The following is a 24,017-nucleotide window of genomic DNA, read 5'->3' on the forward strand; positions in this document are numbered from 1 at the left end:
TTTTAAAACTGCCGAATAATGGTATGGATAAATGAGTATCCGCGAGCGGGCAGTATTTTGAGAGGAGGAAGCAGCAGTATGAGTGAAAAACAAGAAAATGTAAAACAAAGTACTGAAACAGTAGAACAAGTTAAAGAAGCCCTAATTGGAGAGGGCAAAAAAGTAGGGATCTTAACCTACAGTAATATTGCTGCCAAATTAGCTCCTTTTACGCTTGATTCTGATCAAATGGATGAATTTTTGGAGCATCTAACACAAGTTGGGATTGAAGTGGCTGATGACGACGATGATGCGGATCCAGACGAGAAAGAACTCGTAAAAGAAGAAAATGAAGAATTTGATTTGACGGATATGAGTGTGCCACCTGGCGTGAAGATCAATGACCCTGTCAGAATGTATTTGAAGGAAATTGGGCGAGTTGATTTGCTTTCTGCCGATGAGGAAATTGCCCTTGCCAAACGGATTGAAAAAGGTGATATTGAAGCAAAGGGACGTCTTGCAGAAGCTAACTTACGTCTAGTTGTGAGTATCGCCAAACGTTATGTGGGACGTGGAATGCTGTTTCTTGACTTGATTCAAGAAGGAAACATGGGTCTTATGAAAGCTGTTGAAAAGTTCGACTTTAATAAAGGCTTTAAATTCAGTACCTATGCAACGTGGTGGATTCGTCAAGCGATTACAAGAGCTATTGCAGACCAAGCTCGTACTATCCGGATCCCCGTTCACATGGTTGAAACCATTAACAAACTGATTCGGGTACAGCGTTCGCTTTTACAAGATCTTGGTCGTGATCCATCACCGGAAGAAATTGGAGAAGAAATGGATTTGCCTACTGAAAAAGTACGTGAAATTCTTAAGATTGCTCAAGAGCCGGTTTCACTTGAAACACCGATTGGAGAAGAGGACGATTCTCACTTGGGAGACTTTATTGAAGATCAGGAAGCAACTTCTCCTTCTGACCATGCGGCTTATGAATTACTCAAAGAACAACTTGAAGACGTACTAGATACGCTTACTGATCGCGAGGAAAATGTTCTGCGTCTCCGCTTTGGCTTAGACGATGGCAGAACACGTACTTTAGAAGAAGTTGGACGTGTGTTTGGAGTTACTCGTGAGCGGATTCGACAAATTGAAGCTAAAGCGCTTCGGAAGCTCCGTCATCCAAGCAGAAGTAAACAATTGAAAGACTTTTTAGAGTAAAAACTTAAGCCACGCCACATTCTGGATTCGGATGTGGCGTTTGCTAAAGATAAAGATGCTTGAGGTGACTATATGAACGAACAAAAATTGTCGAAACGCTTGGAAAAAGTAGCGCATTTTATTGAACCCCAAAGTCGAATTGCGGATATTGGCAGTGACCATGCTTATCTACCTTGTTATGCTGTTCTTAAAGGTTTTGCGAGTTTTGCTATTGCAGGTGAAATCGCGGATGGTCCATTTCGATCTGCGCAAGATCAAGTAGAAAAAACCGGACTTCTTGCCCAAATTTCTGTTAGAAAAGGAGACGGGCTTGAAGTGCTAGAGCTGTCTGACGAAGTGGATACGGTTGTGATTGCGGGAATGGGCGGACCGCTTATTGCCAATATTTTAGAAAACGGCAAAAGGAAGCTTGCCCGTGTTAAGCGATTAATTTTGCAGCCGAACATTGCTGCAAAGAGGATACGCGAGTGGGGTGCGCGTGAGCAATTTCAGATTACAGCAGAAGAGATAATTGAAGAAGATCATAAAATCTATGAAATTTTAGTATTAGAGCGTTCGAATGAGCCTGTGGATTATTCGGAAGATGAATTGTTTTTTGGCCCCATGTTATTAAAAGAAAAAAATGCGATATTCCGTACTAAATGGCAACATGAACGAGACACTTGGAAGAAAATCACGGAAAACATTGAAAAGCAAGGAAAGACTTTGGAAAATGAAGCGAAACTTGCGGAACTTCACGCTCAAATAAAACGAGTAGAGGATGTGTTGAAATGAAAACGGCAAATGGTCATGAATTTGTAGCGATGCTTGAAAAAATTGCCCCAAGAAAATTGGCGATGGAAAGTGACCCTACTGGCTTACAGCTAGGCGATCTTTCAAAAAAAGTACGCAAGATTATGTTTACGTTAGATGTGCTTGAAGACGTTGTGGAAGAAGCTATTGAGCAAGGAGTGGATATGATCATCGCGCATCACCCATTCTTATTCCGTCCTGTACATAAAATTGATATGGAAACTGCACAAGGACGGATGATTCGCAAACTAATCAAACATGACATTATTGTTTATGCAGCCCATACGAATTTAGATATTGCAAAAGGTGGCGTTAATGATATATTAGCCAATTTGCTCGAATTAAAAGAGACAGAGGTTATTGTACCGACGCATGTTGAGAAATACTTGAAAGTCGTTGTTTTTGTGCCAAAAGAATCGTGTGAAACAGTTCGTCAAGTTTTGATGAATAACGGAGCTGGTCAAATCGGGACAGAGTATGAGTCGTGTAGCTTTGAAGTGATGGGAACAGGGAAATTCAAACCCAGTGAAAAAGCAAGCCCAACAATAGGCAAGAAAGGCGAGCTCGCACATGTCGACGAAGTTCGGCTTGAAGCGATTATCACGGAAGATTTGGCGAGCCAAGTTGTTAAGGCAGTAAAGGTGGCTCATCCATATGAGGAACCGGCTATTGATTTATATCCACTTGAAGGACTGAAACATGTAGAGGGACTTGGACGAGTTGGCACTCTCGCAAAAGAGATACCGCTTGAAGTCTTTGTTGACATTGTGAAGGGCGTTTTATCAATCGAACATCTCCGACTAATTGGGGATCCGGAAACAAAAGTGAAAAAAGTGGCGGTGCTTGGTGGAGATGGAAATAAATTCATTCACGACGCGAAACGAAGCGGTGCAGATGTACTAATCACAGGGGACATTTATTATCACACTGGTCATGACTTGCTTGCGATCGGGCTACCAACTATCGATGCCGGGCATAACATTGAAAAAGTTATGAAAAGTTATTTGAAGGCTGAATTTGAAGAACGTTCTAAGGACCAAGGTATCGAAGTTGAACTTGTTGTGTCTGAGAAAAATACAGATCCGTTTACTTTTTTATAAACAAATGAAAAGGCGCTTTCCTAGTTAGCAGGAAAGCGCCTTTTTGGGTATTAACGGCCGCCATTTTTTAAATGTTCAAGGCGAGCACGTCGTTTTTCTTCCATATTTTTCTTTTTAGCTCGTGGTAAAATGGAATCGGCACTGAGTTCATGATGTTTTTCCCAAGTGCTTTTATCGGCAGGATCAAATTGATCGAGAAAAATGAGAACTTCACGGATTACTTGCGTTGGTGTACTCGCGCCAGCCGTGATGGCCACTTTCTGAGCATTTTTCAGCCAGTCTAGTTCGATTTCTGTGACATCTGCCACGCGGTATGCCTTAACACCAGCCTTTTCTTCTGATACTTGTGCTAATCGGTTCGTATTATTACTCCGTGGATCGCCAACTACGATTGTTAAATCAGCGCCTTTTGCTTGTTCAGCAACCGCTTCTTGGCGGACTTGTGTAGCCATGCAAATTTCTTTATGATTCTCCGCTTGCGGATAGCGCTCATGAATGTAATCCATCAAATCAAGTACATCCCATTGACTCATTGTCGTTTGATTGGTGACAAAAATTTTATCTTGTTCTGAAAATTGCAAGGCATCAATGTCTGCCGTTGTTTCAACGAGATGGACAACATCTGGTGCGGTCCCGTATGCTCCTTCAGGCTCAGGATGTCCTTTTTTTCCGATATAAATAATTTGAAAGCCAGCTGCTTTTTTTTCTAAAATTAAATCATAAGTCCGCATGACATCTGGACAAGTAGCATCAATCGTTACAAGCCCTTTTTCTTTTGCAAGTTCTTTAACCCGTGGTGAAATACCATGCGCCGTAAAAATGACGGTGCCAGTATCAATTTGTTCAAGAATTTCCTCTCGGTTTTCCCCATCAAGGGTATGAATTCCGATTTCTTCAAACGCATCGGTTACGTGTTTATTATGAACAATCATTCCTAAAATATGAATGGGTCTTGGTAAATTTGGATCAAGCGAAGCGTTTTTAGCAATCACCATTGCATCAACAACGCCATAACAATAGCCACGCGGGCTGATTTTAATAATCTCCATCCGTGTTCTTTTCCTCCTAAGTAGGCAGTTTACAATTTTCATTATATAAGAGAAATGACTTTTTGGCTAGATTTTCTCGTTTTTTGTCGCAGGAAACGCCTGGGAGTGGTATAATGGCACAAGAAACTGAAACGGAGTGAAGTGAATTTATGAAAAAAACAAGGTTCGACCAGTTTGGTTTTAAGCCTTTTATCAATACAGCGATTAACTCGCTTGGGTTTTATGAGCCAACCCCTGTCCAACAAAAGCTGATTCCAGGAGTTTTGCGTGGAGAAAGCATTATCGGGCAATCTAAAACAGGAACAGGAAAAACACACACTTTTTTGCTACCGATTTTAGAAAAACTTGATCCAAAAAGAGAAGGTGTTTTTGCAGTTATCACAGCACCTAGTCGTGAGCTTGCAAGTCAAATTTATCATGAAATCAAAAAAATCACGAAACATAGTCCAGATGAAATTTCGGCGCAACTTTTAATTGGGGGGACGGATAAGCAGCGTACAATCGAAAAGCTTAAAAACCAACCCCAAATTATTGTTGGAACTCCAGGACGGATTAATGATATGATTCGTGAAAAAGCACTTTTTGTTTATACTGCTGAAATTCTTGTGATTGATGAAGCAGATATGACACTTGATATGGGCTTTTTAAATGATGTCGACCAAATTGCTGGGAAAATGCCTCCTAATTTGCAAATGTTAGTTTTTTCAGCGACTATACCTGAAAAGTTAAAACCTTTTTTGAAAAAATACATGGAGAATCCTCGCTTTGAGCATATCGCGCCAGAAGCGGTTTCTGCGCAAACCATTGAACACTGGCTGCTTCCACTTAAAAGTCGGAACAAGCTTGAGTTGCTAAAGGAGTCTCTTTTAACTTTCCAGCCGTTTCTTGCGATTGTATTTGCGAACACGAAGCAAACGGCAGATCAAATTCACGAGTATCTTGTGGGTGAAGGACTTAAAGTAGCAAAAGTACATGGGGATGTGCCACCTCGTGAACGTAAACGAGCAATGAAACAAATTGAAAATATGGATTTTCAGTATATCGTGGCAACAGATTTAGTGGCACGCGGAATTGATGTACAAGGTATTAGCCATGTCATTAACTTTGAGCTTCCAGAAGATAATGATTTTTATATTCATCGGACTGGTCGAACTGGAAGAGCTGGACATAGTGGGATTGCCCTTACTATTTTTGAATCTCGGGATGAGGATCAACTTAATCAACTTGAAAAGCGTGGTATCACATTTAAACACATGGAACTAAAACAAGGAGAATTTGTTGAAACCTTTGACCGAAATAAACGTGCGAAACGTGAAGCAAAACGGGAGTCCGCTGATCCACGTGAAATTGGAATGCGGAAAAAAGCACAACAAAAGCGTAAGCCAGGTTATAAAAAGAAAATCAATTATAAAATGGCAGAGATTAAACGGCGCGAAAATCGGAAAAAGAATCGGGGGAAAAAATAATTATGTTGAGAATTGGTTCGCATGTATCCATGAGCGGTAAGAAAATGTTACTCGGGGCAAGTGAAGAGGCGCTTTCTTATGAAGCCAACACTTTCATGATATATACGGGAGCGCCGCAAAATACGCGGCGTAAACCGATTGATGAACTAAATATTGATGCAGGACTTGCCCATATGAAAGAAAACAATATGGACGATATTGTCGTGCACGCTCCTTATATTATCAACATTGGGAATACTGTTAAACCAGAAACTTACGAACTGGGCGTGAATTTTTTACAGCAAGAAATTGAGCGAACAGCTGCGCTTTCAGCCAAACAAATTGTGCTTCATCCCGGAGCGCATGTTGGAGAAGGGGCTGATGCGGGGATTAAACAAATCATTAAAGGTTTAAATGAAGCACTTGATCCAAAGCATGATGTCCAAATTGCTCTTGAAACAATGGCAGGTAAAGGAACTGAAATAGGCAGGACTTTTGAGGAGTTAGCGCAAATTATTGAAGGCGTCACGAATAACGAACTTTTATCGGTTACGTTTGATACTTGTCATGTACATGATGCTGGATATGATATTGTCAATGATTTTGATGGTGTCCTTAATGAATTTGATAAAATCATTGGGCTGGATCGCTTAAAAGTACTTCATATCAATGATAGTAAAAATGAACGCGCAGCACATAAAGATCGTCATGCCAATATTGGCTTTGGTCATATTGGTTTTGATGCACTTCACTATGTCGTACACCATCCGCAGTTGATGGATCGGCCTAAGATTTTGGAAACTCCATATGTAGGTGAAGACAAGAAAAATAAGAAGCCGCCTTATAAATTTGAAATTGCGATGTTGCGGGATGGTACTTTTGATCCCGAACTACTTTCGAAAATTCTTGCGCAATGATAAACTAGTAGAGGTTAAAGGAGAGAGGAAATATGGAAAAAATGTTAGTTTTTGGGCATAAAAACCCGGATACTGATGCGATTTGTTCAGCAATTGCATTCAGTGAACTTAAAAAAGCAGAAGGTAAAGAAGTTGAAGCTGTTCGGCTCGGCGAAGTAAACTCAGAAACAGCTTTTGTATTAGCTGAAGCTTCTGTAGCAGCTCCTCGGCTTGTAGAAACGGTTTCGAATGAAGTGAGCACGGTTTGCCTCGTTGACCACAATGAAGCTCAACAAAGTGCAGATGACATTGCGAATGTAACGGTACATAGCGTTGTTGATCATCACCGGATTGCAAATTTTGAAACAGCTGATCCGCTTTACTATAGAGCAGAACCAGTTGGCTGTACAGCAACCATTCTTACAAAATTATTCCATGAAAAAGGAATCGCTATTCCGAAAGTCACGGCACAACTAATGGTTTCGGCAATTATTTCCGATACTTTGCTGTTTAAATCGCCGACATGTACGGAAGAAGACAAAAAAGCGGCCGATGAACTGGCTGTTATTGCGGGGCTTAACCTTGAAGAGTATGGTATGGCTATGCTTCGTGCTGGAGCGGATGTTAGCACTAAAACAGTAGCTGAACTTTTACTTGACGCTAAAGAATTCGAAATGGGCGGAGCAAAAGTAGAGATCGCTCAAATCAATGTGGTAGACGAAAATGATGTGCTTTCACGCATGGAAGAAGTAGAGCCAGTTATTACAAAAACCATCGCAGACAAAGGTCTCGATCTTTATCTTTTTGTTGTAACAAATATCTTAACAAATGATTCTGTCGGCATTGCTTATGGTGAAAAAACACAAGCTGTCGAACAAGCTTATGACGTCACGCTTGTTGATCATAAAGCACCGCTTCTTGGCGTTGTTTCTCGAAAAAAACAAGTCGTTCCTGTTCTTACTGAAATTTTTACCAAATAAAAAGAAAAGGCTTTGCAGGAAGTTTCTGCGGGCCTTTTCTTTTTATTTTACCTTTGGTCGTCTGAAAAAATATGTGCAAACTAATAGGATAGCTAAAAGGACTGCGACATAAGCGATTCCAGTATTTTCTCTTAGTTGTCCGAAAAAGATACTCACGTAAAGCCAAATAACAGCAAGTGGATAGGCTAAATTTTGTTCCCGGTAACGCAATGTAAAAGCAGCTAAAAATCCAATTAGTAAAAGAAGAATAGGGAAAGCATTTCCCATTTCGGCATGAATTTTCGCTAAGTAAATATCAAAAACGATCAATAAGGAAACGGAAAGTCCTCCTAAATAAAGAGAAATTGGGAAACGAACCCATTTTTTTCGCCAATCTAATTCTTGATATAAACGATAAATCGCTATAAGCCAAAGAAACAAAAGGATAACTGAAAGAAAAATCCAATTGTAGTGCCAACTAATCGTGAAGAAAATACTTAAAAAATTACTAGTGATAAAGGTGGGCACCCATCTTGGACTGACTTGAGTTTTTCCACTTGCGACGCTTATCATGCTGATAAATAAAGCTAGGCAAATCACGCCCCAGATGATAAATCCGAAATCAGCTGGTAAGAGTGAAGCTTGATATTCCTTATTTACTGCATTTGCTGTCATTCCATTAAGAGGTAGCCATTCTGCAACAAGATGGAAGGCAAGCATTGCCAAATAAGTTAAAAACATCCAAATGATTTGCATATGTAAAGTCTTCCTCTCCTTCCTGTCAAGGTTATTCCCTCAATTAAGAAAGTTTAATCACATTTCCTCTTAATCGAAATGATTTCGATTTACATTTTACCAAAAGTCCGCTATAATGTAAAATGCGAGCAAGGCATTAAAGGAGTGGAACAAATTGAAAGAAGCGGTACTGCAGGTTTCAAACTTATCTTTTCATTATGACCGAGAAGAGGTTTTAGAAGGAATTTCGATGGATATTGAAAAGGGAAGTTTCACAGGGCTGATTGGACCAAATGGTTCCGGAAAGTCTACTTTATTGAAATTAATTCTGGGTTTACTCAAAATCCAGAAGGGGACGATTTCGCTTTTTGGAGAAGATAGTAGTGAGTTCAAAGAGCGGGAAAAAGTCGGTTTTGTTTCACAAAAAGCCAATTCTTTTAACTCCGCATTTCCTGCAACTGTGAAAGAAGTTGTAGCTAGCGGATTAACTAAGAAAAAAGGGCTATTTTCATTGTTAAATAAACAAGATCAACGTGAGATTTACGAAGCACTTGAGAAGGTTTCGATGACGGCGTTTTTGAATCGTAATATCGGGGAGCTTTCAGGAGGGCAGCAGCAACGAGTTTTTATCGCACGTTCCCTTGTGAGTAAACCTGAACTACTTATTTTAGATGAACCTACTGTAGGTGTGGATGCGCGGAATGTTCAGTCTTTTTATGAGCTACTTAGGAAGCTCAATCTCGAAGAAGGGATGACGCTCCTTCTAGTGACACATGATCTTTTAGCAGTAAGCCAGTATGTAGATCATGTTGTGAGCTTGAATCAAAAAGTTTTGTTCGACGGGTCGGCACGTGATTATGGGCTTTATCTTGAGGACCTAGAAATGGAAGTGACCGGAAATAATTATACGGAACAGGAGGGGACGCATTGTGATTGCCACTCTCTTTCAGTATGATTTTATCCGGAATACGTTTATTGTTGGGCTTGTTATCGGGGTAGTTGCACCGCTACTTGGCAGTTTTATCGTTGTTCGAAGGCTTTCGCTCATGGCCGATGCTTTAAGCCATGTCAGCCTTGCTGGAATTGCCGTCAGTTTGTTTTTAAGTAAGACATACGGGCCGTTTGCAGGGCTTAATCCGCTTTATTTAGGCTTCGGTTTTGCAACTGGTGGATCCCTTTTAATGGAAAAACTCCGGTCAGTCTATCGTCACTTTGAAGAGCTAGCGATTCCGATCATTATGTCTGCGGGAATGGGATTTTCAGTCATTTTCATTTCTATGGCAAATGGTTTTAACACGGATTTGTTTAGCTACTTATTTGGAAGTGTTAGTGCCGTCAGCCGTTCGGATATGTGGACGATTGCAGGGATTGCGATTTTCGTTTTCGTCGTCATTTTACTGCTCTATAAAGAATTGTTTTTACTTTCTTTTGATGAAGAATATGCAAAGGTATCCGGCATTCGCGCTAAAGTATTTGATATGATTTTTATGGTTTTAGTGGCACTTGTTATTGCTAGTTCAATGCGAATCGTTGGCATTTTACTGGTTTCTTCGCTAATGACATTGCCCGTTGCAGCAGCTATTCGAATTGCTCGTGGCTTTAAACAAACGATCATTATTGCGGTTATTTTTGGCGAAATTGCAGTTTTAGGCGGTTTAATCAGTGCTTATTATCTGAATTTAGCGCCAGGCGGAACAATTGTTATTCTTTCGGTTTTAATTTTGATCCTGACGATGATTTATCAAAAAATCCGAATCAAGTGGATACTTTCTAAACGAGGTGAGGAAAATGGCATTATCAGTGAATGAAGCTTTGGATAAAATGAAAAATTCCGGATACAAGCATACCGACAAGCGCGAATTCTTGATTGAGTTGTTTGTACGGAAAAATCGGTATTTAACAGCAAAAGAAGTTCAGGAAAATATGAAAGATGATTTTCCAGGAATTAGTTTTGATACGATTTATCGCAACTTGGCACTTTTTGTTGAACTTGGCATTTTTGAAGAAACAGAGCTTTCAGGGGAGCGAAATTTCCGTTTAGCTTGTTCTCATGATCATCACCATCATCATTTTATTTGTTTAAGCTGCGGGAAGACGAAAGAAATTATGTTGTGTCCGATGGATTTTCTAACGGACGCACTGCCTGATTATGAAATTGATGGGCACAAATTTGAGATTTACGGGAAATGCCCGGATTGTTTAGCTAAAGAAAAAACAGCGTAAAGCGAGTCTGCCTTACGCTGTTTTTTTATAGAATAAGTCGAAGAACAGCCATTGAAATAATGCCAACAATGACAATCGCGATCAAACTTTTGGTCAAAATAGCCGTTAAAATTGTTGGCAGGGAAGCAAGAAATGGCAACAATTTGACGCTTGGGAATTGTCCGGCTTCTTTTTGTAATAAGCTTTGTACAAAGAGGGCCGTCAAAATGGCAAGCGGAACATAGGACAAGTAACGTAGTAAGAACTCTGGCAGTTCCACTTTCCTGACTAAAAGAAATGGTAAGACACGTGGAATGAGTGTGACAAGGGCAGAGCCAAGAATCGCTAAAAGTGTATATTCATGAATCGTCATTTTTCAGTCACCACTCCAATCAAGCACCCGATGAGGGTGGCAAGTAATACAGCCAGTTCGGGGCTTAAATAGCGCATAAATAAGACGACGAGAAGAGCGACACTCGCCATGACTAGTAGTGCATGGCGTATCTTTTTGGATTTGTCGCTTATCAGCTGCAAGTAGAGCAGGCCAATAAACATAGCAGTTAAAGCGAAATCTAGACCAAAACTTTCTGGGTTTGGTAAAAAAGCACCAAGAACTGCACCAACGAAGCAAGCTAAAATCCAGGTAAGATAGGCCGTTAAATTTAAACCGTGCATCCAGGAAGCAGATATTTGATCACTTCGACTTATTTTATTCATCGCGACAGCAAAAGATTCATCCGTTAAAAGTGCTCCGATGCCCAGGTTATGTAACAAGGAATCTTTTTTGAAACTCGGTGCTGTCGCCATGCTCATCAAAAAGTGACGCGAATTAATTAGAAAAGCGGTCAAGACAATGGCAGAAATGGGAGTATGGAGAACGAGCATGCCACAAATAATGAACTGGGCAGCACCAGCATAAACGAGTGCGGCAAGTAGTGTGACTTCAAGAATAGAAAGTTGTGAGGCTTTTCCGACAACTCCAGCCGCGATACCAATGCCAGCATAGCCAAGAACGGTCGGCAGGCAGGCCTTTACTCCGGCGAGAAAGTTTTGCTGTTGATCCATTATTTCATTCTCCTTTTTTATTTTTTGCTAATCGTACCATAAATTGGCAAGAAAAAACAGATCGCGGCTGCGATCTGTTTCGTTTTGGCTACAGTGAATTTAATTAGCTGCTTGTTCTTCAGCAGCCTTTTTAGCAAAATATTCTTCAGCTAAAATATCAATTTCCTTCTTAAGTTCGTCAACCATAATTTCCTCAGGGACTTTTCGAACGATCTTTCCGTGCCGGAAAAGCAAACCTTCTCCGCGAGCTCCAGCAATACCAATATCTGCTTCACGAGCTTCTCCGGGACCGTTTACAGCACATCCCAGTACGGCTACTTTAATTGGCGCCTTAATGCTTGAAATGTATTCTTCTACTTCATTTGCAATGCTGATCAAATCAATTTCAATTCGACCGCAAGTGGGACAAGAGATTAGCGTTGCTGCATTGGAAGATAAGCCAAATGATTTTAGTAGTTCCCGTGCCACTTTTACTTCTTCAACAGGATCAGCACTAAGCGAAACACGGAGGGTATTCCCAATCCCGCGGCTTAAAATTGCTCCAAGACCTGCAGCGCTTTTAATTCCACCAGCAAATTGTGTTCCTGATTCTGTTATGCCAAGATGAAGTGGGTAATTAAATGCTCGACTTGCTTTATCATAGGCTTCGATAGCTAAGTTAACATCAGAAGCTTTAAGTGAAACGATAATATTATGGAAATCCAAGTCTTCCAAAATTTTGATATGATGGAGTGCACTTTCTACCATACCATCAGCAGTCGGATAGCCATATTTTTGAATGATTTTCTTTTCAAGGCTTCCAGCGTTAACCCCAATACGAATGGGAATTCCTTTTGCTTTAGCCGCAGTCACAACTTTTTCTACACGTTCACGACGGCCGATGTTTCCAGGATTAATCCTGATTTTGTCCACACCAGCATCAATGGCTTTTAGAGCAAGCCGGTAATCAAAATGAATATCTGCCACAAGCGGAATGTGGATTCGTTTCTTTATATCACTTAAGGCATTTGCCGCGCGTTCATCTGGACAAGCCACACGAACAATTTGACAACCTGCTTCTTCCAGTCGCAAAATCTCAGCGACCGTAGCTTCGACATCATGCGTTTTCGTTGTTGCCATACTTTGAATAAATAATTCATTGCTCCCGCCAATCGTTAAGTTACCAACTTTAACTGGACGAGTTTCAGTTCTTAAGGTTCTCTCGTTCAAGGAAATTCTCTCCTTTTACATTCACTATTCAGAATTTGTTTTCCTTAGTATCATATCACTTTTTTTAAGGGAAAGCACTAACTCTTAGATTAAATTTTTCTAAGAAAAGAAGATGCCTCTATTTTAGTAGAGACATCTTCAAATTTTATTCAGGCTTATTTTGTGGAATCGTTCGAATCGCAAGGAAAATAACAATCAAGCTAACAGCCATATTGATTTCCATTCCAAATGGCACTTGAATTTGTAACCATTCCATAACCATGCTGAAGACTGTTGCGAGCGTGATGCCATAAGTTGCGATCATCCAGTTTTCTCGGTAGCTCACGCCGCCTCGGCCAAATCCAGTCAAGATGTAGCCAAATAGGCCATATATGGCAACGCGGAAGAACATCATTCCAAGCATAATAATAAATAAAACAAGCAGAATTAAAGGAATCACATATTTAGTCACATCTGTAACGGAAGCATACATCTCTAAAAGATCATCTTTGTCGGAGATTCCAAGCGTTTTATAGCTAAAAGACTGAGAAAAACCGCTAGCAGTGATGTAGACACCATTTGATAAAAAGGCAAAAGCACTTTCATAAGAGCCAATTTTATTATCTACATCATCTTTATCAAGAGTTCCGCTTGCATCATAATAAATATGTAAGCTTCCTTCATCAATTGAAATTGGAAGATTGTCTGCTGTTTGATCTTTCGTTACTAATTTCCCGTCTTGCACATTGAAATCTGGGATTTGATTTTGCAAGGATTCTTTGCTCAGCTTAAGCACATTTTGTGTCGTTGTCGTCGTGTAGTAAGCGAGTGGTAAAAAGGCAAGAAAACCAAGCACGATAAGATAAGTTATGCTCTTGCTTATTTTATCTTTTCGGAAGGTTGCAATATCTTTCGGGGAATAAATACTTCTCCAAAAACGCTTAAAGATATTCATTTTCGTAGTCAGCACCTCACAATATTTGTTTGAAAATTTTTGAAGAGGGAAGAGAATAACGCATAGCGAATCTCCACCTTGTCTGTTTTTAATGATAGCTTGAATTTTGATTAAAAGCAAAGAGAAATTGCTAGAAGCAGAAATATTGCAACAGCTGTATAATCGTGTTAGGCTAAAAGATGTAAACGATGGGACTAGAAAAGACTTTTTTATATGTTCATGGTTGGTACTATGGATGTATGTACTGAGCCAATAGATACAGTCTTAGTTTCGCTTGCGACAATCAAATTTATTTTCGAGGAGGAATTGACAGTGGCATACGAATTACCAAAACTACCTTATACGTATGATGCGCTTGAACCAAATTTTGACAAGGAAACAATGGAAATCCATTATACGAAACATCACAATACTTATGTAACAAAATTAAATGATGCGGTGAAAGATTATCCAGAACTAGCAAGTAAATCAGTAGAAGATCTTGTAGCTGATTTAAACAGCGTTCCTGAAAGCATCCGTACAGCGGTTCGTAATAATGGTGGGGGTCATGCAAACCACAGCTTATTCTGGACGATCTTAAGCCCAAATGGCGGCGGAGAACCTGCTGGCGCTTTGAAAGAAGCGATTGACAGCACTTTCGGAAGTTTTGATGCATTTAAAGAAAAATTTGCGGCTGCAGCAGCAGCTCGATTTGGATCAGGCTGGGCTTGGCTTGTTTTGAAAGATGGCAAACTAGAAATCATCAGCTTACCAAATCAAGATTCTCCACTTACTGAAGGTTATACACCAGTTCTTGGTCTTGACGTTTGGGAACATGCTTACTACTTGAAATTCCAAAATCGTCGTCCAGAATACATTGATACGTTCTGGAATGTTGTAAACTGGGATGAAGTAGCGCGTCGTTTTGAAGCTGCTAAATAATCCATAAAACTTTTAGAAAACCACAAGAGAGGATGAAACTCCTCTCTTGTGGTTTTCTTTTACTTTTTTTAATGAAATTCTTATTTGGATAAAGTGGAAAAGTTGATGGTTTTCAGATACAATAGGAAGAGGCATTAAACAAAGAGAGGGTTTGTGATACGTGAAACTGAATTTTAGAAAAAAGAAAGATCCAATCAAAAAGAAAAAACGTGCCGTGATTCCACTCCGTCTCAATATTTTATTTTTTGTTATCTTCATTTTGTTTTCTGTTTTAATTTTGCGACTTGGAATTGTTCAAATTGTTCAAGGTGATACGTATAAGCGGCAACTCGAAGAAACAGATAATGTTACGGTTTCAAAAAACGTACCTCGTGGCGTTATTTTCGATCGAAATTATAACCTCTTAGTGGGAAATACTGCTGTAAAAACGATCACATACACACGCAGTGAGAAAACGAAAACATCTGAAATTTTACAGGTTGCTAAAAAGCTCGATAAAATGATTAAAGTAGAACCTGAAAAGTTAACAGAACGGGACTTGCAAGATTACTGGATTTTGACGCATGAAAAAGAGTCACTTAAACGTCTCTCTGCAAAAGAGCAGAACTTGGATTCTTCTGCGATGTACAAGAAACAAGTGGAAGATGTAACCAAAAAAGATTTAGCTGATTTATCAGTCGATGATAAACGAATCGCTACAATATATAAAAAAATGACTAGTGGCTATGCAATGACAGAATCGATCGTCAAAGGTAAAGATGTTACGGATGAAGAAATTGCTCGTGTAAGTGAGAATTTAGAAAAATTACCTGGTGTCGATACAACAACAGACTGGAATCGTTTTTACACATATGATGAAACACTTCGTTCTATTCTTGGCTCGGTTTCTTCTGCCAAGGAAGGTCTACCAAAAGAAAAAGCTGAGTATTATTTATCTCAAGGGTATAGTCGAAATGACCGCGTCGGGAAAAGCTATCTTGAATCTGAGTATCAAAGCATTTTAGCCGGGCAAAAATCCCAGTCTGAAAGTGTGATGGATGCGCAAGGAAATATCATTGAAACTGTACAGAAAAATGAAGGTTCCAAAGGTAAAGATCTTGTTTTATCTGTAGATGTGGACTTTCAGCGGGCTGTAGAAGAAATTCTTCGAAATAATATCAAAAAAGGGAAGGCATCTAGTGGTTCTGACTTATTAGATCGTGCTTTTGTGGTTGCGATGGATCCATATAGTGGCGAAGTTCTTTCTCTTGCTGGGCAAAAGCTAAATAGTGATGGGTCATTTGAAGATTATTCACTAGGTAGTTTTACAACAGCTTATAATATGGGTTCTGCCGTCAAAGGGGCAACCGTCCTTGGTGGTATTATGAGCGATGCAATAACAAAGAATACTTATTTTACAGATAAACCGATTAAATTTAAGGGAACAAAAGCGAAAAGTTCTTGGTTTAACCGAAATGGAGAAGGTACGCGTACACTGAGTCCAGTAGGAGCTCTTGAAATTTCATCAAACTCGTATATGTACCAAGTTTCCATGAAAATGGCTGGAGCAAAATATGTCTATGATGGACCGCTTCGGGCACCGTTATCTACTTTTGATAAGATGCGTTATTACTATAATCAATTTGGGCTGGGTGTCCAAACGGGGATTGATTTACCTGGAGAACAAATTGGATATAAAGGTTCTGACGATACGGTTGGTAAAATTCTCGACTTTGCTATCGGACAATATGATTCTTATACGCCACTTCAACTTGCACAGTATTCATCTGTTATTGCAAATGGTGGATCGCGAATTGCTCCGACGATGTTAAAAGAAATTCGCAATCCAAGTACAAGCGGGGATACGGTAGGGTCACTTGCGACGAGCACACAGCCAAAAGTTATGAACCGATTAGGTGTGTCAGAATCTGATATTGATACAGTGCAAAAGGGCTTTTATGCAGTTACACATGGTTCTAGCGGAACGGCTCGTACAGTTTTTACTTCTTCTGATTACGATGTAGCTGGGAAAACAGGTACTGCCCAAGCGTTCTATGATGGACCAAAAGAAGGAAATAACATGGCTGATGTTTGGAATACGACTTTTGTTGGTTATGCACCTGTTAAAAAACCTGAAATTTCGATTGCTGTTGTTGTACCTTGGGAATATCGCGATGGATACAGTGATTCGAAAATTAATATGAGCATTGCAAAAGAAGTGTTTGATAAATATTTTGAACTCAAAAAACAACGTGCGGAACAAAAGAAAGAAACTTCACATGTGGATCAACCGGTTAATAATGTTTCTCAAGCACGTGAAGCGCAGTCGAAACAAACTGAGAAGTAAAAAGAATCTTGTCCATCATGGACAGGATTCTTTTTTCTATAATGATGCGCTAAAAGAACTGCGAAACAAGAGGTTTTATGATATGATAAAAAGAGTTTAAAGTGAACGAATCACTTTTTCTGAAGAGGAGGAGGAAATAGATCATGGCAAAAAACTATCATGTGGCGGTTGTTGGGGCAACGGGAGCAGTTGGAACACAAATGATCGAATTGCTAGAACAAGTTACTTCATTTGAAATCGAAAAAGTTTCTTTTCTTTCGTCAGCTCGTTCAGCGGGCAAGAAAAAAACTTTTCGCGGGAAAGAAATCACAATTGAAGAAGCTAAACCTGAAAGTTTCTTGGGTGTAGATATTGCGCTTTTCAGTGCAGGAGGAGCGGTTTCTAAAGCTCTTGCGAAAGAAGCAGTGGAAAGAGGGGCGATTGTAATTGATAATACAAGTGCTTTTCGAATGGATTCAGATGTTCCGCTCGTTGTGCCAGAAGTAAATGAAGAAGCGCTTAAAAGACACGCGGGCATTATTGCGAATCCGAACTGTTCAACGATTCAAATGGTTGCCGCACTTGAACCTATCCGTGAAAAATTCGGGTTAAACCGAATCATTGTTTCCACTTATCAAGCGGTTTCAGGTTCTGGTATTTCAGCGATTCGGGAACTAAAAGATCAATCACGCGCGATTTTAGATGGAGAAGAATTCACGCCTGAGTACTTACCTGTAAAAGGCGATAAGAAACACTATCAAATCGCTTTTAACGCACTTCCTCAAATCGATGTATTCACAGATAATGATTATACATACGAAGAGATGAAAATGATCAATGAAACACGGAAAATCATGGAAGACGATGCGATGAAAGTGGCTGCAACCTGTGTACGTATTCCAGTTGTAACAGGACATTCAGAATCTGTCTATATTGAAGTGGAAGAAGCCGATGTTTCAGCTAAAGCCATTCAAGAAGTTTTAAAAAATGCACCTGGAATTGTTTTAGAAGATGATCCTGCAAATCAAGTTTATCCGCAAGCTGCTCTTTCTGAAAATAAAAAAGAGGTATTTGTCGGCCGTGTAAGACGCGATCTTGATGAATCTAAAGGTTTCCATATGTGGATTGTATCGGATAATCTGCTAAAAGGTGCTGCCTGGAATTCCATTCAAATTGCTGAAAGTCTTGTGAAATTAGAAATTATTTAGAGGGGTTCTTAAAAATGAATTTGATCGTGCAAAAATTTGGCGGAACTTCCGTCCAAAGTGAAGAAACACGAAAAATGGCTTTTCGCCACATTAAGCGTGCGACAGAATCTGGTTATAAAGTAGTGGTTGTTGTTTCAGCTATTGGTCGACTTGGGGATCCTTACGCGACTGACACACTGCTTGAATTAATCGGATCTAAGGAGACGCAACTTTCTAGTCGTGAAGAAGATATGCTTCTTTCTGTTGGAGAGACGATTTCTTGCGCGGTATTTACCAATATGCTGAAAAAAGCGGGTATAAATGCTATTGGCTTTTCTGGTGGTCAAGCAGGAATTTTTACAACAAGTGAACACTTAAATGCAAAAATTCTCGAAGTGGACCCGAAGCGAATTCATGCTGCTTTTGATCAAGTAGATGTTGTCGTTGTAGCAGGTTTTCAGGGTGTGGATGAACAGGGAGATATAACAACACTTGGTCGCGGGGGAAGTGATACTTCGGCAGCCGCTCTTGGTGTCGCGCTTCAAGCGGATTTCGTGGATATTTTTACCGATGTAGATGGAATGATGACAGCTGATCCGCGTATTGTTGAACATGCGCGTAGTCTTCCTCGTGTCAGTTATGCGGAGGTCAGTAACATGGCTTACCAAGGGGCGAAAGTCATTCATCCGCGTGCTGTTGAAATTGCGATGACAGCAAAAATCCCGATGCGGATTCGTTCTACTTATTTAGACGGGGAAGGGACGCTCGTTACGTCGCTTTCAAATGAAGAAAGTCATTTTGACATCAAAGAACGCCTCGTTACAGGGATTGCTCATGTGACTAATTTAACCCAGATAAATGTACGAGTGGAATCGACTGATAAGCAACAAGAAGCTTTCAACCTTTTAGCAGAACATGGAATTAGCCTCGATTTTATCAGTATAGGAACTAAAAATATTGCTTTTACTGTCCCAGAAGAAAAAATGAAACAAACGGTTGCACTTCTTGAAGAACAAGGGTTTTCGGTTTTTGTTACAGAACACTGCGCAAAAGTTTCAATTGTTGGGGCAGGTATTACTGGTGTTCCAGGTGTCACAGCCAAAATTGTTAGTGCATTAGCAGCACAGGGGATTCAAATTTTGCAGTCGGCCGATAGTCATACAACAATTTGGGTACTGATTAGCGAAGAAGATTTAATTCAAGCAGTCAATGCTTTGCATGATACTTTTTGTTTAGAAATAGACTAAAATGCGAAATCAGGAGGGAATAGATATGGATTTTGGAAAAGTGATTACAGCCATGGTGACGCCCATCCATCCAGAAAAAGATGTTGTTTGTCGTAAAAGGATTCACCGGCTAGTCAATCATTTGATTGAAACCGGATCAGATGGATTAGTTGTTTCAGGAACAACAGGGGAATCGCCTACTTTGTCACACGACGAAAAAATCAAGTTAATGACGGAAGTAGTTAAAGCAAATGAAGGACGAGCAAAATTAATCGCTGGAACGGGATCCAATAATACGGCAGAAACGATTCGTTTTACAAAAGAAGTAGCGGATTTAGGTGGTTATGATGCAGCGCTTGTTGTGACTCCTTATTACAATAAACCGAATCAGCGTGGGATTTATGAACATTTTAAAGCGGTAGCAGAAAATAGTCCGCTACCTATTATGATCTATAATATTCCTGGGCGTTCTGTTGTCAATATTGAACCGGAAACCATCATTGCACTTTCAAAATTAGAAAATATTGTCTCGGTAAAAGAATCCAGTGGGAATTTAGAAAATATCTCGCAAATCATCGAAGAAACAGCGGATGACTTCACAGTTTATAGTGGGGACGACAGTTTGACCTTACCTATTTTATCGGTTGGTGGCCGAGGTGTGGTATCTGTACTAAGCCACGTTTCTGGGAATGAAACTAAAGAAATGATTGAAGCTTACGAGAATGGGGAAGTGAAGAAAGCAGCAGAAATTCATAGAAGACTGCTTCCACTAATGCGTGGTTTATTCAGTTCACCAAACCCTGCTCCGACGAAATTTTTACTGAATGATATGGGCATTGATGTTGGTCACGTCCGCTTACCACTTGTTGATTTGGATGAGGAACAAGGCAAGAAACTCAAAGCGATTTATGAAGAGTCGCAAAAAAGCTAAAGGAGGTTTACGCTTTGCCACTAAAAAAAGCGAAACAGATTAAAATTATTCCGCTTGGCGGGGTAGATGAAAGCGGGAAAAATATGTATGTCGTCGAAGTTGACGATGAGATTTTTGTCTTAGATGCGGGACTGATGTTTCCAGAAGATGAACTTCTAGGTATCGACGTTGTTATTCCTGATTTCAAATATTTAGAAGAAAACAAAGATCGTGTGAAAGCGATTATTCTTTCTCATGGACATGAAGATGCTATAGGAGCTTTACCCTATTTGCTTCAAAAGGTAAAGGCTCCCGTTTATGGAACTGAATTGACCATTGCGCTTGCTAAGAATTCTGTAAAGGAATACCGAAAAGTGCGGTTTAAAAATTTCCATGTGATTGATGAAAAAAGTGTGATCAAATTCAATAAAGTGAACATCCAATTTTTCCGGACGACTCATACCATTCCAGACTCTGTTGGAATTGTTGTAGCAACGAGTGAGGGTTCCATTGTTTATTCAGGTGATTTTAAATTTGATCAGTCTGCAAAAGAAGGTTATGAAACAAGTCTTAGTGCCATTGCTGATATTGGGGAATCCGGGGTTTTAGCGCTATTATCGGATAGCTCGGAGGCTGAACATCCTGGGACAACGTCAAGTGATAGCGAAATTGAAGCAGAGGTTCGCCATGCATTTCGAACGGCTGAAGGACGGATTATTGTTGCATGTGTGGCATCCAATGTCATTCGTTTGCAGCAAGTTTTAGATGCGTCTGCAGCAACGAAGCGTAAGGTTGTGATTGTCGGAAAAGAACTAGAACGTGTCGTCGAAATTACAAGCAGTTTAGATAAACTGAAAATGGAAGATGATTTGATTATTCCATTCAAAGAAATGAAAAAATATCCTGACGATGAAATTACGATCATCGAAACAGGAAATCTTGGGGAACCTATTCAGTCGCTGCAACTAATGACAAAAGGAAACCATCCAAAAGTCAACATTAAAGCAGGAGATACAGTTTACATCACAACAACACCAAGTCCTTCTTTAGAAACAATGATGGCAAAAACGATTGATATGTTATACCGTGCTGGTGCGCGCGTGCTTACGATGAGCCGTGACTTGTTTGTTTCTGGACATGCAAGCCAAGATGACTTAAAACTTTTGCTTAACCTATTGAAGCCCACTTATTTTGTGCCCGTTCACGGAGAATACCGGATGCTGATTGCTCATGCCAAATTGGCCCATAGTGTTGGTATTCCGAAATCCAATGTTTTTGTGGTTGGAAAAGGGGAAGTTGTCGAGTATAAAGCGGGAAGAATGTCAGTTGGGAACCGTGTTTATGCTGGGAATACGCTGATTGATGGACTGGGCGTTGGTGACGTTGGAAATATTGTATTAAGAGACCGGAAGCTTCTTTCAGAAGATGGTATTTTCATTGTTGTTGTCACGCTAAGTCGTCGTAGCAAAAAAATCATTTCGGGTCCAGAGATGATTTCTCGAGGTTTTGTCTACGTCCGTGAGTCGGAACGCTTAATTGAAGATTCGCAAAAACTAGTAAGTAAAATCGTGGATAAAAACTTGCAGGATAGCGAGTTTGAATGGTCGAAATTGAAGCAAGATATTCGAGATCAACTGAATCGTTTCTTGTTTGAACAAACGAAGCGACGTCCGATGATTTTGCCGATTATTATGGAAGTCTAGAAGTTTTGAGTTAGCTAAAAAGCTAACTCAAAACTTCTTTGTTTTTATCCAGCGAAATCCGGGAAAAGGGATAGAAGACAAAGAGAGAGGATGAAAATCATGGATTATCGGTTTGATGCAATTGTAATCGGAAGTGGCGTGAGTGGCACGTCAGCCGCTTATGCACTCAATGAAGCGGGCAAAAAAGTAGCTATTATTGAAGAGCGTGAATGGGGTGGCACATGTGTGCTTCGTGGATGCGATCCTAAAAAGGTGCTTGCAGGTGCGATGGAAGCTCATAATTTTTCGGAGCGGTTACGCGGAAAAGGAATTAAACAAGTTGCGGAAATAGATTGGAAAGATTTGCAAGATTTTAAGAGAAGTTTTGTTGAGCCAGTTCCAGAAAGTCGCCTAGAAGGTTTTCAAGAAGCAAAAATTGAGACGTTTAAAGGGAGCGCTGCTTTTTTGGATGCTCACACGGTGCAGGTTGGTGCGGATACGTTAGCTGCGGAAGATATTATTATCGCAACTGGAGCACGGCCAAGTATTCCAGACATTGAAGGAAACGAAATTTTTCTCACAAGTGACGATTTTTTGGACTTAGAAACGTTGCCAAAACGGATTGCCTTTGTTGGAGGCGGGTATATTGCCTTTGAATTTGCTGCGATTGCTCATGCGGCTGGAAGTGAGGTGCATTTGATTCATCACAATAGTCGCCCGCTAAAGGGATTTGATGAGGATCACGTGGCGATGCTTGTCAGTTCACTTAAATCAGATGGCGTTCATTTTCACTTTGATACCGATGTGGAGCGGCTTACGCGAAAAGAGTCAGGGATATTGCTTTCTGCGGAAAACTTGACGCTTGAAGTGGATGCTGTTTTTGCAACGGCTGGCCGGAAGCCAAATATTGAGCGGCTTAATCTTGAAAAAGCAGGGATTAAGACGAACCGACACGGTATTATTGTGAATCAATCGCTTGAAGCTAGCCCCCATGTTCTAGCGGTGGGAGATGTTGCTATAACTCCTGGTCTTCCGCTTACGCCAGTAGATAGTTTTGAAGCTGACTTTGCAGTTTCGTATATTTTGGGCAAGAAACAAGAGATTCATTATCCTGCAATTCCAAGCGTTGTCTTTTCGAGTCCCAAGCTTGCTGAAATCGGTTTGACGGCAAGAGAAGCGATGCAAGAAAAAGATCGCTATCATGTGAATGAAATAGATATGAAAAACTGGTATACGTACCGAAGAACCAATGAATATCTCAGTCATGCAAAAATTATAACGGAAAAAGGCACAGAAAAAATTGTTGGCGCGTCTTTTATCAATGAAGAAGCAGATGTCATGATCAATTATGTTGTCCTTTTAATGAAAGCGGGACTAACGCTTGCAGATCTTGACTCAGTTATTTTTGCTTACCCATCCCAAGCATCGGATTTACCTTCATTGCGCTAACTTGTGACAAATGGTATGATTAAACCAATTATTAGCAAGAAGAAGGAGTATTTTACATGTTACTATGGATTATTTTAGGCGGCATCTTTGCCTTCATTTTGTTTGTGATTGGGCTTGTTATCTTGTTTTTCCCGAAACAAAGAAAAGTGGGTGCGATTTTAGTCGGTGCGGGGATGATACTCATGATTGCATCGATTGTCGGCGTGTTCTTTCACTTTAAACAGTTAGATGATGTGAATAATAAAGTTTTAAATTATTCGGCAGGAAAATCGACTAATGAATCTGGAACACAAGAAGCAAAAACGTATCAAGTAAATCATAAAACCAGTGAAAATAATATTGACCTGCTAGTTAAAACGATCAAGATGGAGAAAAAGCCCGTTTACTCTACAATGGAACAAAAAGAATTGCCGGGAAGCATTTCCGTTAAGCTATCTATAAAAAACAATGGGAAAGAAAAGCTTACGACTTACCCGAACCAAGGAACACTGAAAGCTTCTAATATAGAAGTTGATGGTGGAGATGTGCTACTTTCAGAATTTGATGCGAGTATGGTTGAACCAGGGAAAACCATCGAAGGAACGCTTGTTTTTCCGTTAGAAAAGCTAAAATCTGTATCTTCCATTCATTCGGTCGCGCTTTCTTGGCTTAGCTATTTTGGATCGGAATCTGATCCCGTTAGAACCGAAACAGGAACAATCAAATTAACAAAATAAAAGAATCTGCTCAAGGGAGTTTGAGCGGATTCTTT

General features: G+C 40.0%; 23 protein-coding genes. 17 read left to right on the forward strand and 6 right to left on the reverse strand.

Annotated features, from left to right (window positions below):
• Positions 1-78: 78 nt before the first annotated feature.
• The 3 genes from rpoD to HB912_RS04140 all read left to right on the forward strand — a co-directional run bounded on the left by rpoD (position 79) and on the right by HB912_RS04140 (position 3,092).
• The gene (gene rpoD / locus HB912_RS04130) at positions 79-1,200 is read left to right on the forward strand and encodes an RNA polymerase sigma factor RpoD (protein WP_036073707.1); all 1,122 of its coding nucleotides are present in this window, start codon (positions 79-81) and stop codon (positions 1,198-1,200) included.
• 72 nt (positions 1,201-1,272) lie between these two features.
• Complete coding sequence (locus HB912_RS04135) at positions 1,273-1,974, forward strand: tRNA (adenine(22)-N(1))-methyltransferase (protein ID WP_185372333.1); 702 nt, start codon at positions 1,273-1,275, stop codon at positions 1,972-1,974.
• Entirely contained in the window at positions 1,971-3,092 is a 1,122-nt protein-coding gene (locus HB912_RS04140) for a Nif3-like dinuclear metal center hexameric protein (RefSeq protein WP_185372335.1), read from the forward strand. The genes HB912_RS04135 and HB912_RS04140 overlap by 4 nt, the downstream gene beginning before the upstream one ends.
• 50 nt (positions 3,093-3,142) lie before the next feature.
• On the opposite strand, the gene HB912_RS04145 is transcribed toward HB912_RS04140, so the two are convergent.
• Positions 3,143-4,141: a 4-hydroxy-3-methylbut-2-enyl diphosphate reductase gene (locus tag HB912_RS04145; RefSeq protein ID WP_185372337.1), complete on the reverse strand. Its 999-nt coding sequence runs from the start codon at positions 4,139-4,141 to the stop codon at positions 3,143-3,145.
• A gap of 149 nt (positions 4,142-4,290) precedes the next feature.
• Between HB912_RS04145 and HB912_RS04150 the strand changes: the two genes are divergently transcribed.
• Genes HB912_RS04150 through HB912_RS04160 form a run of 3 tightly spaced genes read left to right on the forward strand, consistent with a single transcriptional unit; the run spans position 4,291 to position 7,462 of the window.
• A complete protein-coding gene (locus HB912_RS04150; RefSeq protein WP_185372339.1) occupies positions 4,291-5,607 on the forward strand; it encodes a DEAD/DEAH box helicase in 1,317 nt (438 codons plus the stop codon).
• Between the two features lie 2 nt (positions 5,608-5,609).
• Positions 5,610-6,503 (forward strand): deoxyribonuclease IV, encoded by an 894-nt coding sequence (locus HB912_RS04155; protein ID WP_185372341.1) that lies wholly within the window; start codon positions 5,610-5,612, stop codon positions 6,501-6,503.
• Positions 6,504-6,535: 32 nt separating this feature from the next.
• Positions 6,536-7,462 carry a manganese-dependent inorganic pyrophosphatase gene (locus tag HB912_RS04160; protein ID WP_185372343.1) on the forward strand — a complete coding sequence of 309 codons (927 nt, stop codon included), beginning with the start codon at positions 6,536-6,538 and terminating at the stop codon, positions 7,460-7,462.
• Between the two features lie 42 nt (positions 7,463-7,504).
• On the opposite strand, the gene HB912_RS04165 is transcribed toward HB912_RS04160, so the two are convergent.
• Entirely contained in the window at positions 7,505-8,197 is a 693-nt protein-coding gene (locus HB912_RS04165; protein ID WP_185372345.1) for a hypothetical protein, read from the reverse strand.
• 154 nt (positions 8,198-8,351) lie between these two features.
• On the opposite strand from HB912_RS04165, the gene HB912_RS04170 reads away from it, so the two are divergent.
• From HB912_RS04170 to HB912_RS04180, 3 genes are read left to right on the forward strand one after another with little or no spacing between them, the layout of a single operon-like run.
• Positions 8,352-9,131: a metal ABC transporter ATP-binding protein gene (locus tag HB912_RS04170; protein WP_244964411.1), complete on the forward strand. Its 780-nt coding sequence runs from the start codon at positions 8,352-8,354 to the stop codon at positions 9,129-9,131.
• Positions 9,106-9,984, forward strand: coding sequence for an iron chelate uptake ABC transporter family permease subunit (locus tag HB912_RS04175; protein WP_185372347.1), 879 nt, complete (start codon positions 9,106-9,108; stop codon positions 9,982-9,984). Before HB912_RS04170 ends, HB912_RS04175 begins: the two co-directional genes overlap by 26 nt.
• Positions 9,965-10,399, forward strand: coding sequence for a Fur family transcriptional regulator (locus HB912_RS04180; protein ID WP_036073694.1), 435 nt, complete (start codon positions 9,965-9,967; stop codon positions 10,397-10,399). Before HB912_RS04175 ends, HB912_RS04180 begins: the two co-directional genes overlap by 20 nt.
• Positions 10,400-10,424: 25 nt before the next feature.
• Here HB912_RS04180 and HB912_RS04185 read toward each other — a convergent pair whose 3' ends face one another.
• The 4 genes from HB912_RS04185 to HB912_RS04200 form a co-directional block, all read right to left on the reverse strand.
• Positions 10,425-10,751 (reverse strand): AzlD domain-containing protein, encoded by a 327-nt coding sequence (locus tag HB912_RS04185; RefSeq protein WP_185372349.1) that lies wholly within the window; start codon positions 10,749-10,751, stop codon positions 10,425-10,427.
• Positions 10,748-11,464 carry an AzlC family ABC transporter permease gene (locus tag HB912_RS04190; protein ID WP_342354360.1) on the reverse strand — a complete coding sequence of 239 codons (717 nt, stop codon included), beginning with the start codon at positions 11,462-11,464 and terminating at the stop codon, positions 10,748-10,750. The genes HB912_RS04185 and HB912_RS04190 overlap by 4 nt, the downstream gene beginning before the upstream one ends.
• A gap of 78 nt (positions 11,465-11,542) precedes the next feature.
• Complete coding sequence (gene ispG / locus HB912_RS04195; protein ID WP_185372350.1) at positions 11,543-12,652, reverse strand: flavodoxin-dependent (E)-4-hydroxy-3-methylbut-2-enyl-diphosphate synthase; 1,110 nt, start codon at positions 12,650-12,652, stop codon at positions 11,543-11,545.
• Between the two features lie 145 nt (positions 12,653-12,797).
• Positions 12,798-13,586 carry a DUF1189 domain-containing protein gene (locus tag HB912_RS04200; RefSeq protein WP_185372352.1) on the reverse strand — a complete coding sequence of 263 codons (789 nt, stop codon included), beginning with the start codon at positions 13,584-13,586 and terminating at the stop codon, positions 12,798-12,800.
• A gap of 312 nt (positions 13,587-13,898) precedes the next feature.
• Between HB912_RS04200 and HB912_RS04205 the strand changes: the two genes are divergently transcribed.
• The 8 genes from HB912_RS04205 (at position 13,899) to HB912_RS04240 (ending at position 23,982) form a co-directional block, all read left to right on the forward strand.
• Positions 13,899-14,507, forward strand: a complete 609-nt coding sequence (locus tag HB912_RS04205) for a superoxide dismutase (RefSeq protein WP_036073760.1) — start codon at positions 13,899-13,901, stop codon at positions 14,505-14,507.
• Between the two features lie 160 nt (positions 14,508-14,667).
• Entirely contained in the window at positions 14,668-16,833 is a 2,166-nt protein-coding gene (locus HB912_RS04210) for a penicillin-binding transpeptidase domain-containing protein (protein WP_185372354.1), read from the forward strand.
• 143 nt (positions 16,834-16,976) lie between these two features.
• Positions 16,977-18,020 (forward strand): aspartate-semialdehyde dehydrogenase, encoded by a 1,044-nt coding sequence (locus tag HB912_RS04215; RefSeq protein ID WP_185372356.1) that lies wholly within the window; start codon positions 16,977-16,979, stop codon positions 18,018-18,020.
• Positions 18,021-18,034: 14 nt separating this feature from the next.
• Positions 18,035-19,246 carry an aspartate kinase gene (gene dapG / locus HB912_RS04220; protein ID WP_185372358.1) on the forward strand — a complete coding sequence of 404 codons (1,212 nt, stop codon included), beginning with the start codon at positions 18,035-18,037 and terminating at the stop codon, positions 19,244-19,246.
• Positions 19,247-19,271: 25 nt separating this feature from the next.
• The gene (dapA, locus tag HB912_RS04225) at positions 19,272-20,156 is read left to right on the forward strand and encodes a 4-hydroxy-tetrahydrodipicolinate synthase (RefSeq protein ID WP_185372360.1); all 885 of its coding nucleotides are present in this window, start codon (positions 19,272-19,274) and stop codon (positions 20,154-20,156) included.
• 14 nt (positions 20,157-20,170) lie between these two features.
• Positions 20,171-21,838, forward strand: coding sequence for a ribonuclease J (locus HB912_RS04230; protein ID WP_185372362.1), 1,668 nt, complete (start codon positions 20,171-20,173; stop codon positions 21,836-21,838).
• A gap of 96 nt (positions 21,839-21,934) precedes the next feature.
• Positions 21,935-23,266 carry an FAD-dependent oxidoreductase gene (locus HB912_RS04235; RefSeq protein ID WP_185372869.1) on the forward strand — a complete coding sequence of 444 codons (1,332 nt, stop codon included), beginning with the start codon at positions 21,935-21,937 and terminating at the stop codon, positions 23,264-23,266.
• A gap of 56 nt (positions 23,267-23,322) precedes the next feature.
• On the forward strand, positions 23,323-23,982 hold the full coding sequence (locus tag HB912_RS04240) for a DUF4352 domain-containing protein (RefSeq protein WP_185372364.1): 660 nt from the start codon (positions 23,323-23,325) through the stop codon (positions 23,980-23,982).
• Positions 23,983-24,017 lie beyond the last annotated feature (35 nt).

The sequence above is a fragment of the Listeria aquatica genome, assembly GCF_014223975.1.
In the GTDB taxonomy this organism is placed as follows: Bacteria; Bacillota; Bacilli; order Lactobacillales; family Listeriaceae; genus Listeria; species Listeria aquatica.

Bases quoted from the DNA above. Each gene is read 5' to 3' on its own strand.
- HB912_RS04215 (WP_185372356.1), top strand. From the start codon at position 16,977: ATGGCAAAAAACTATCATGTGGCGGTTGTTGGGGCAACGGGAGCAGTT.
- HB912_RS04140 (WP_185372335.1), top strand. From the start codon at position 1,971: ATGAAAACGGCAAATGGTCATGAATTTGTAGCGATGCTTGAAAAAATT.
- rpoD (WP_036073707.1), top strand. From the start codon at position 79: ATGAGTGAAAAACAAGAAAATGTAAAACAAAGTACTGAAACAGTAGAA.
- HB912_RS04145 (WP_185372337.1), bottom strand. From the start codon at position 4,141: ATGGAGATTATTAAAATCAGCCCGCGTGGCTATTGTTATGGCGTTGTT.
- dapG (WP_185372358.1), top strand. From the start codon at position 18,035: ATGAATTTGATCGTGCAAAAATTTGGCGGAACTTCCGTCCAAAGTGAA.
- HB912_RS04160 (WP_185372343.1), top strand. From the start codon at position 6,536: ATGGAAAAAATGTTAGTTTTTGGGCATAAAAACCCGGATACTGATGCG.
- HB912_RS04200 (WP_185372352.1), bottom strand. From the start codon at position 13,586: ATGAATATCTTTAAGCGTTTTTGGAGAAGTATTTATTCCCCGAAAGAT.
- HB912_RS04150 (WP_185372339.1), top strand. From the start codon at position 4,291: ATGAAAAAAACAAGGTTCGACCAGTTTGGTTTTAAGCCTTTTATCAAT.
- HB912_RS04180 (WP_036073694.1), top strand. From the start codon at position 9,965: ATGGCATTATCAGTGAATGAAGCTTTGGATAAAATGAAAAATTCCGGA.
- HB912_RS04240 (WP_185372364.1), top strand. From the start codon at position 23,323: ATGTTACTATGGATTATTTTAGGCGGCATCTTTGCCTTCATTTTGTTT.
- HB912_RS04185 (WP_185372349.1), bottom strand. From the start codon at position 10,751: ATGACGATTCATGAATATACACTTTTAGCGATTCTTGGCTCTGCCCTT.
- HB912_RS04155 (WP_185372341.1), top strand. From the start codon at position 5,610: ATGTTGAGAATTGGTTCGCATGTATCCATGAGCGGTAAGAAAATGTTA.
- HB912_RS04165 (WP_185372345.1), bottom strand. From the start codon at position 8,197: ATGCAAATCATTTGGATGTTTTTAACTTATTTGGCAATGCTTGCCTTC.
- dapA (WP_185372360.1), top strand. From the start codon at position 19,272: ATGGATTTTGGAAAAGTGATTACAGCCATGGTGACGCCCATCCATCCA.
- HB912_RS04135 (WP_185372333.1), top strand. From the start codon at position 1,273: ATGAACGAACAAAAATTGTCGAAACGCTTGGAAAAAGTAGCGCATTTT.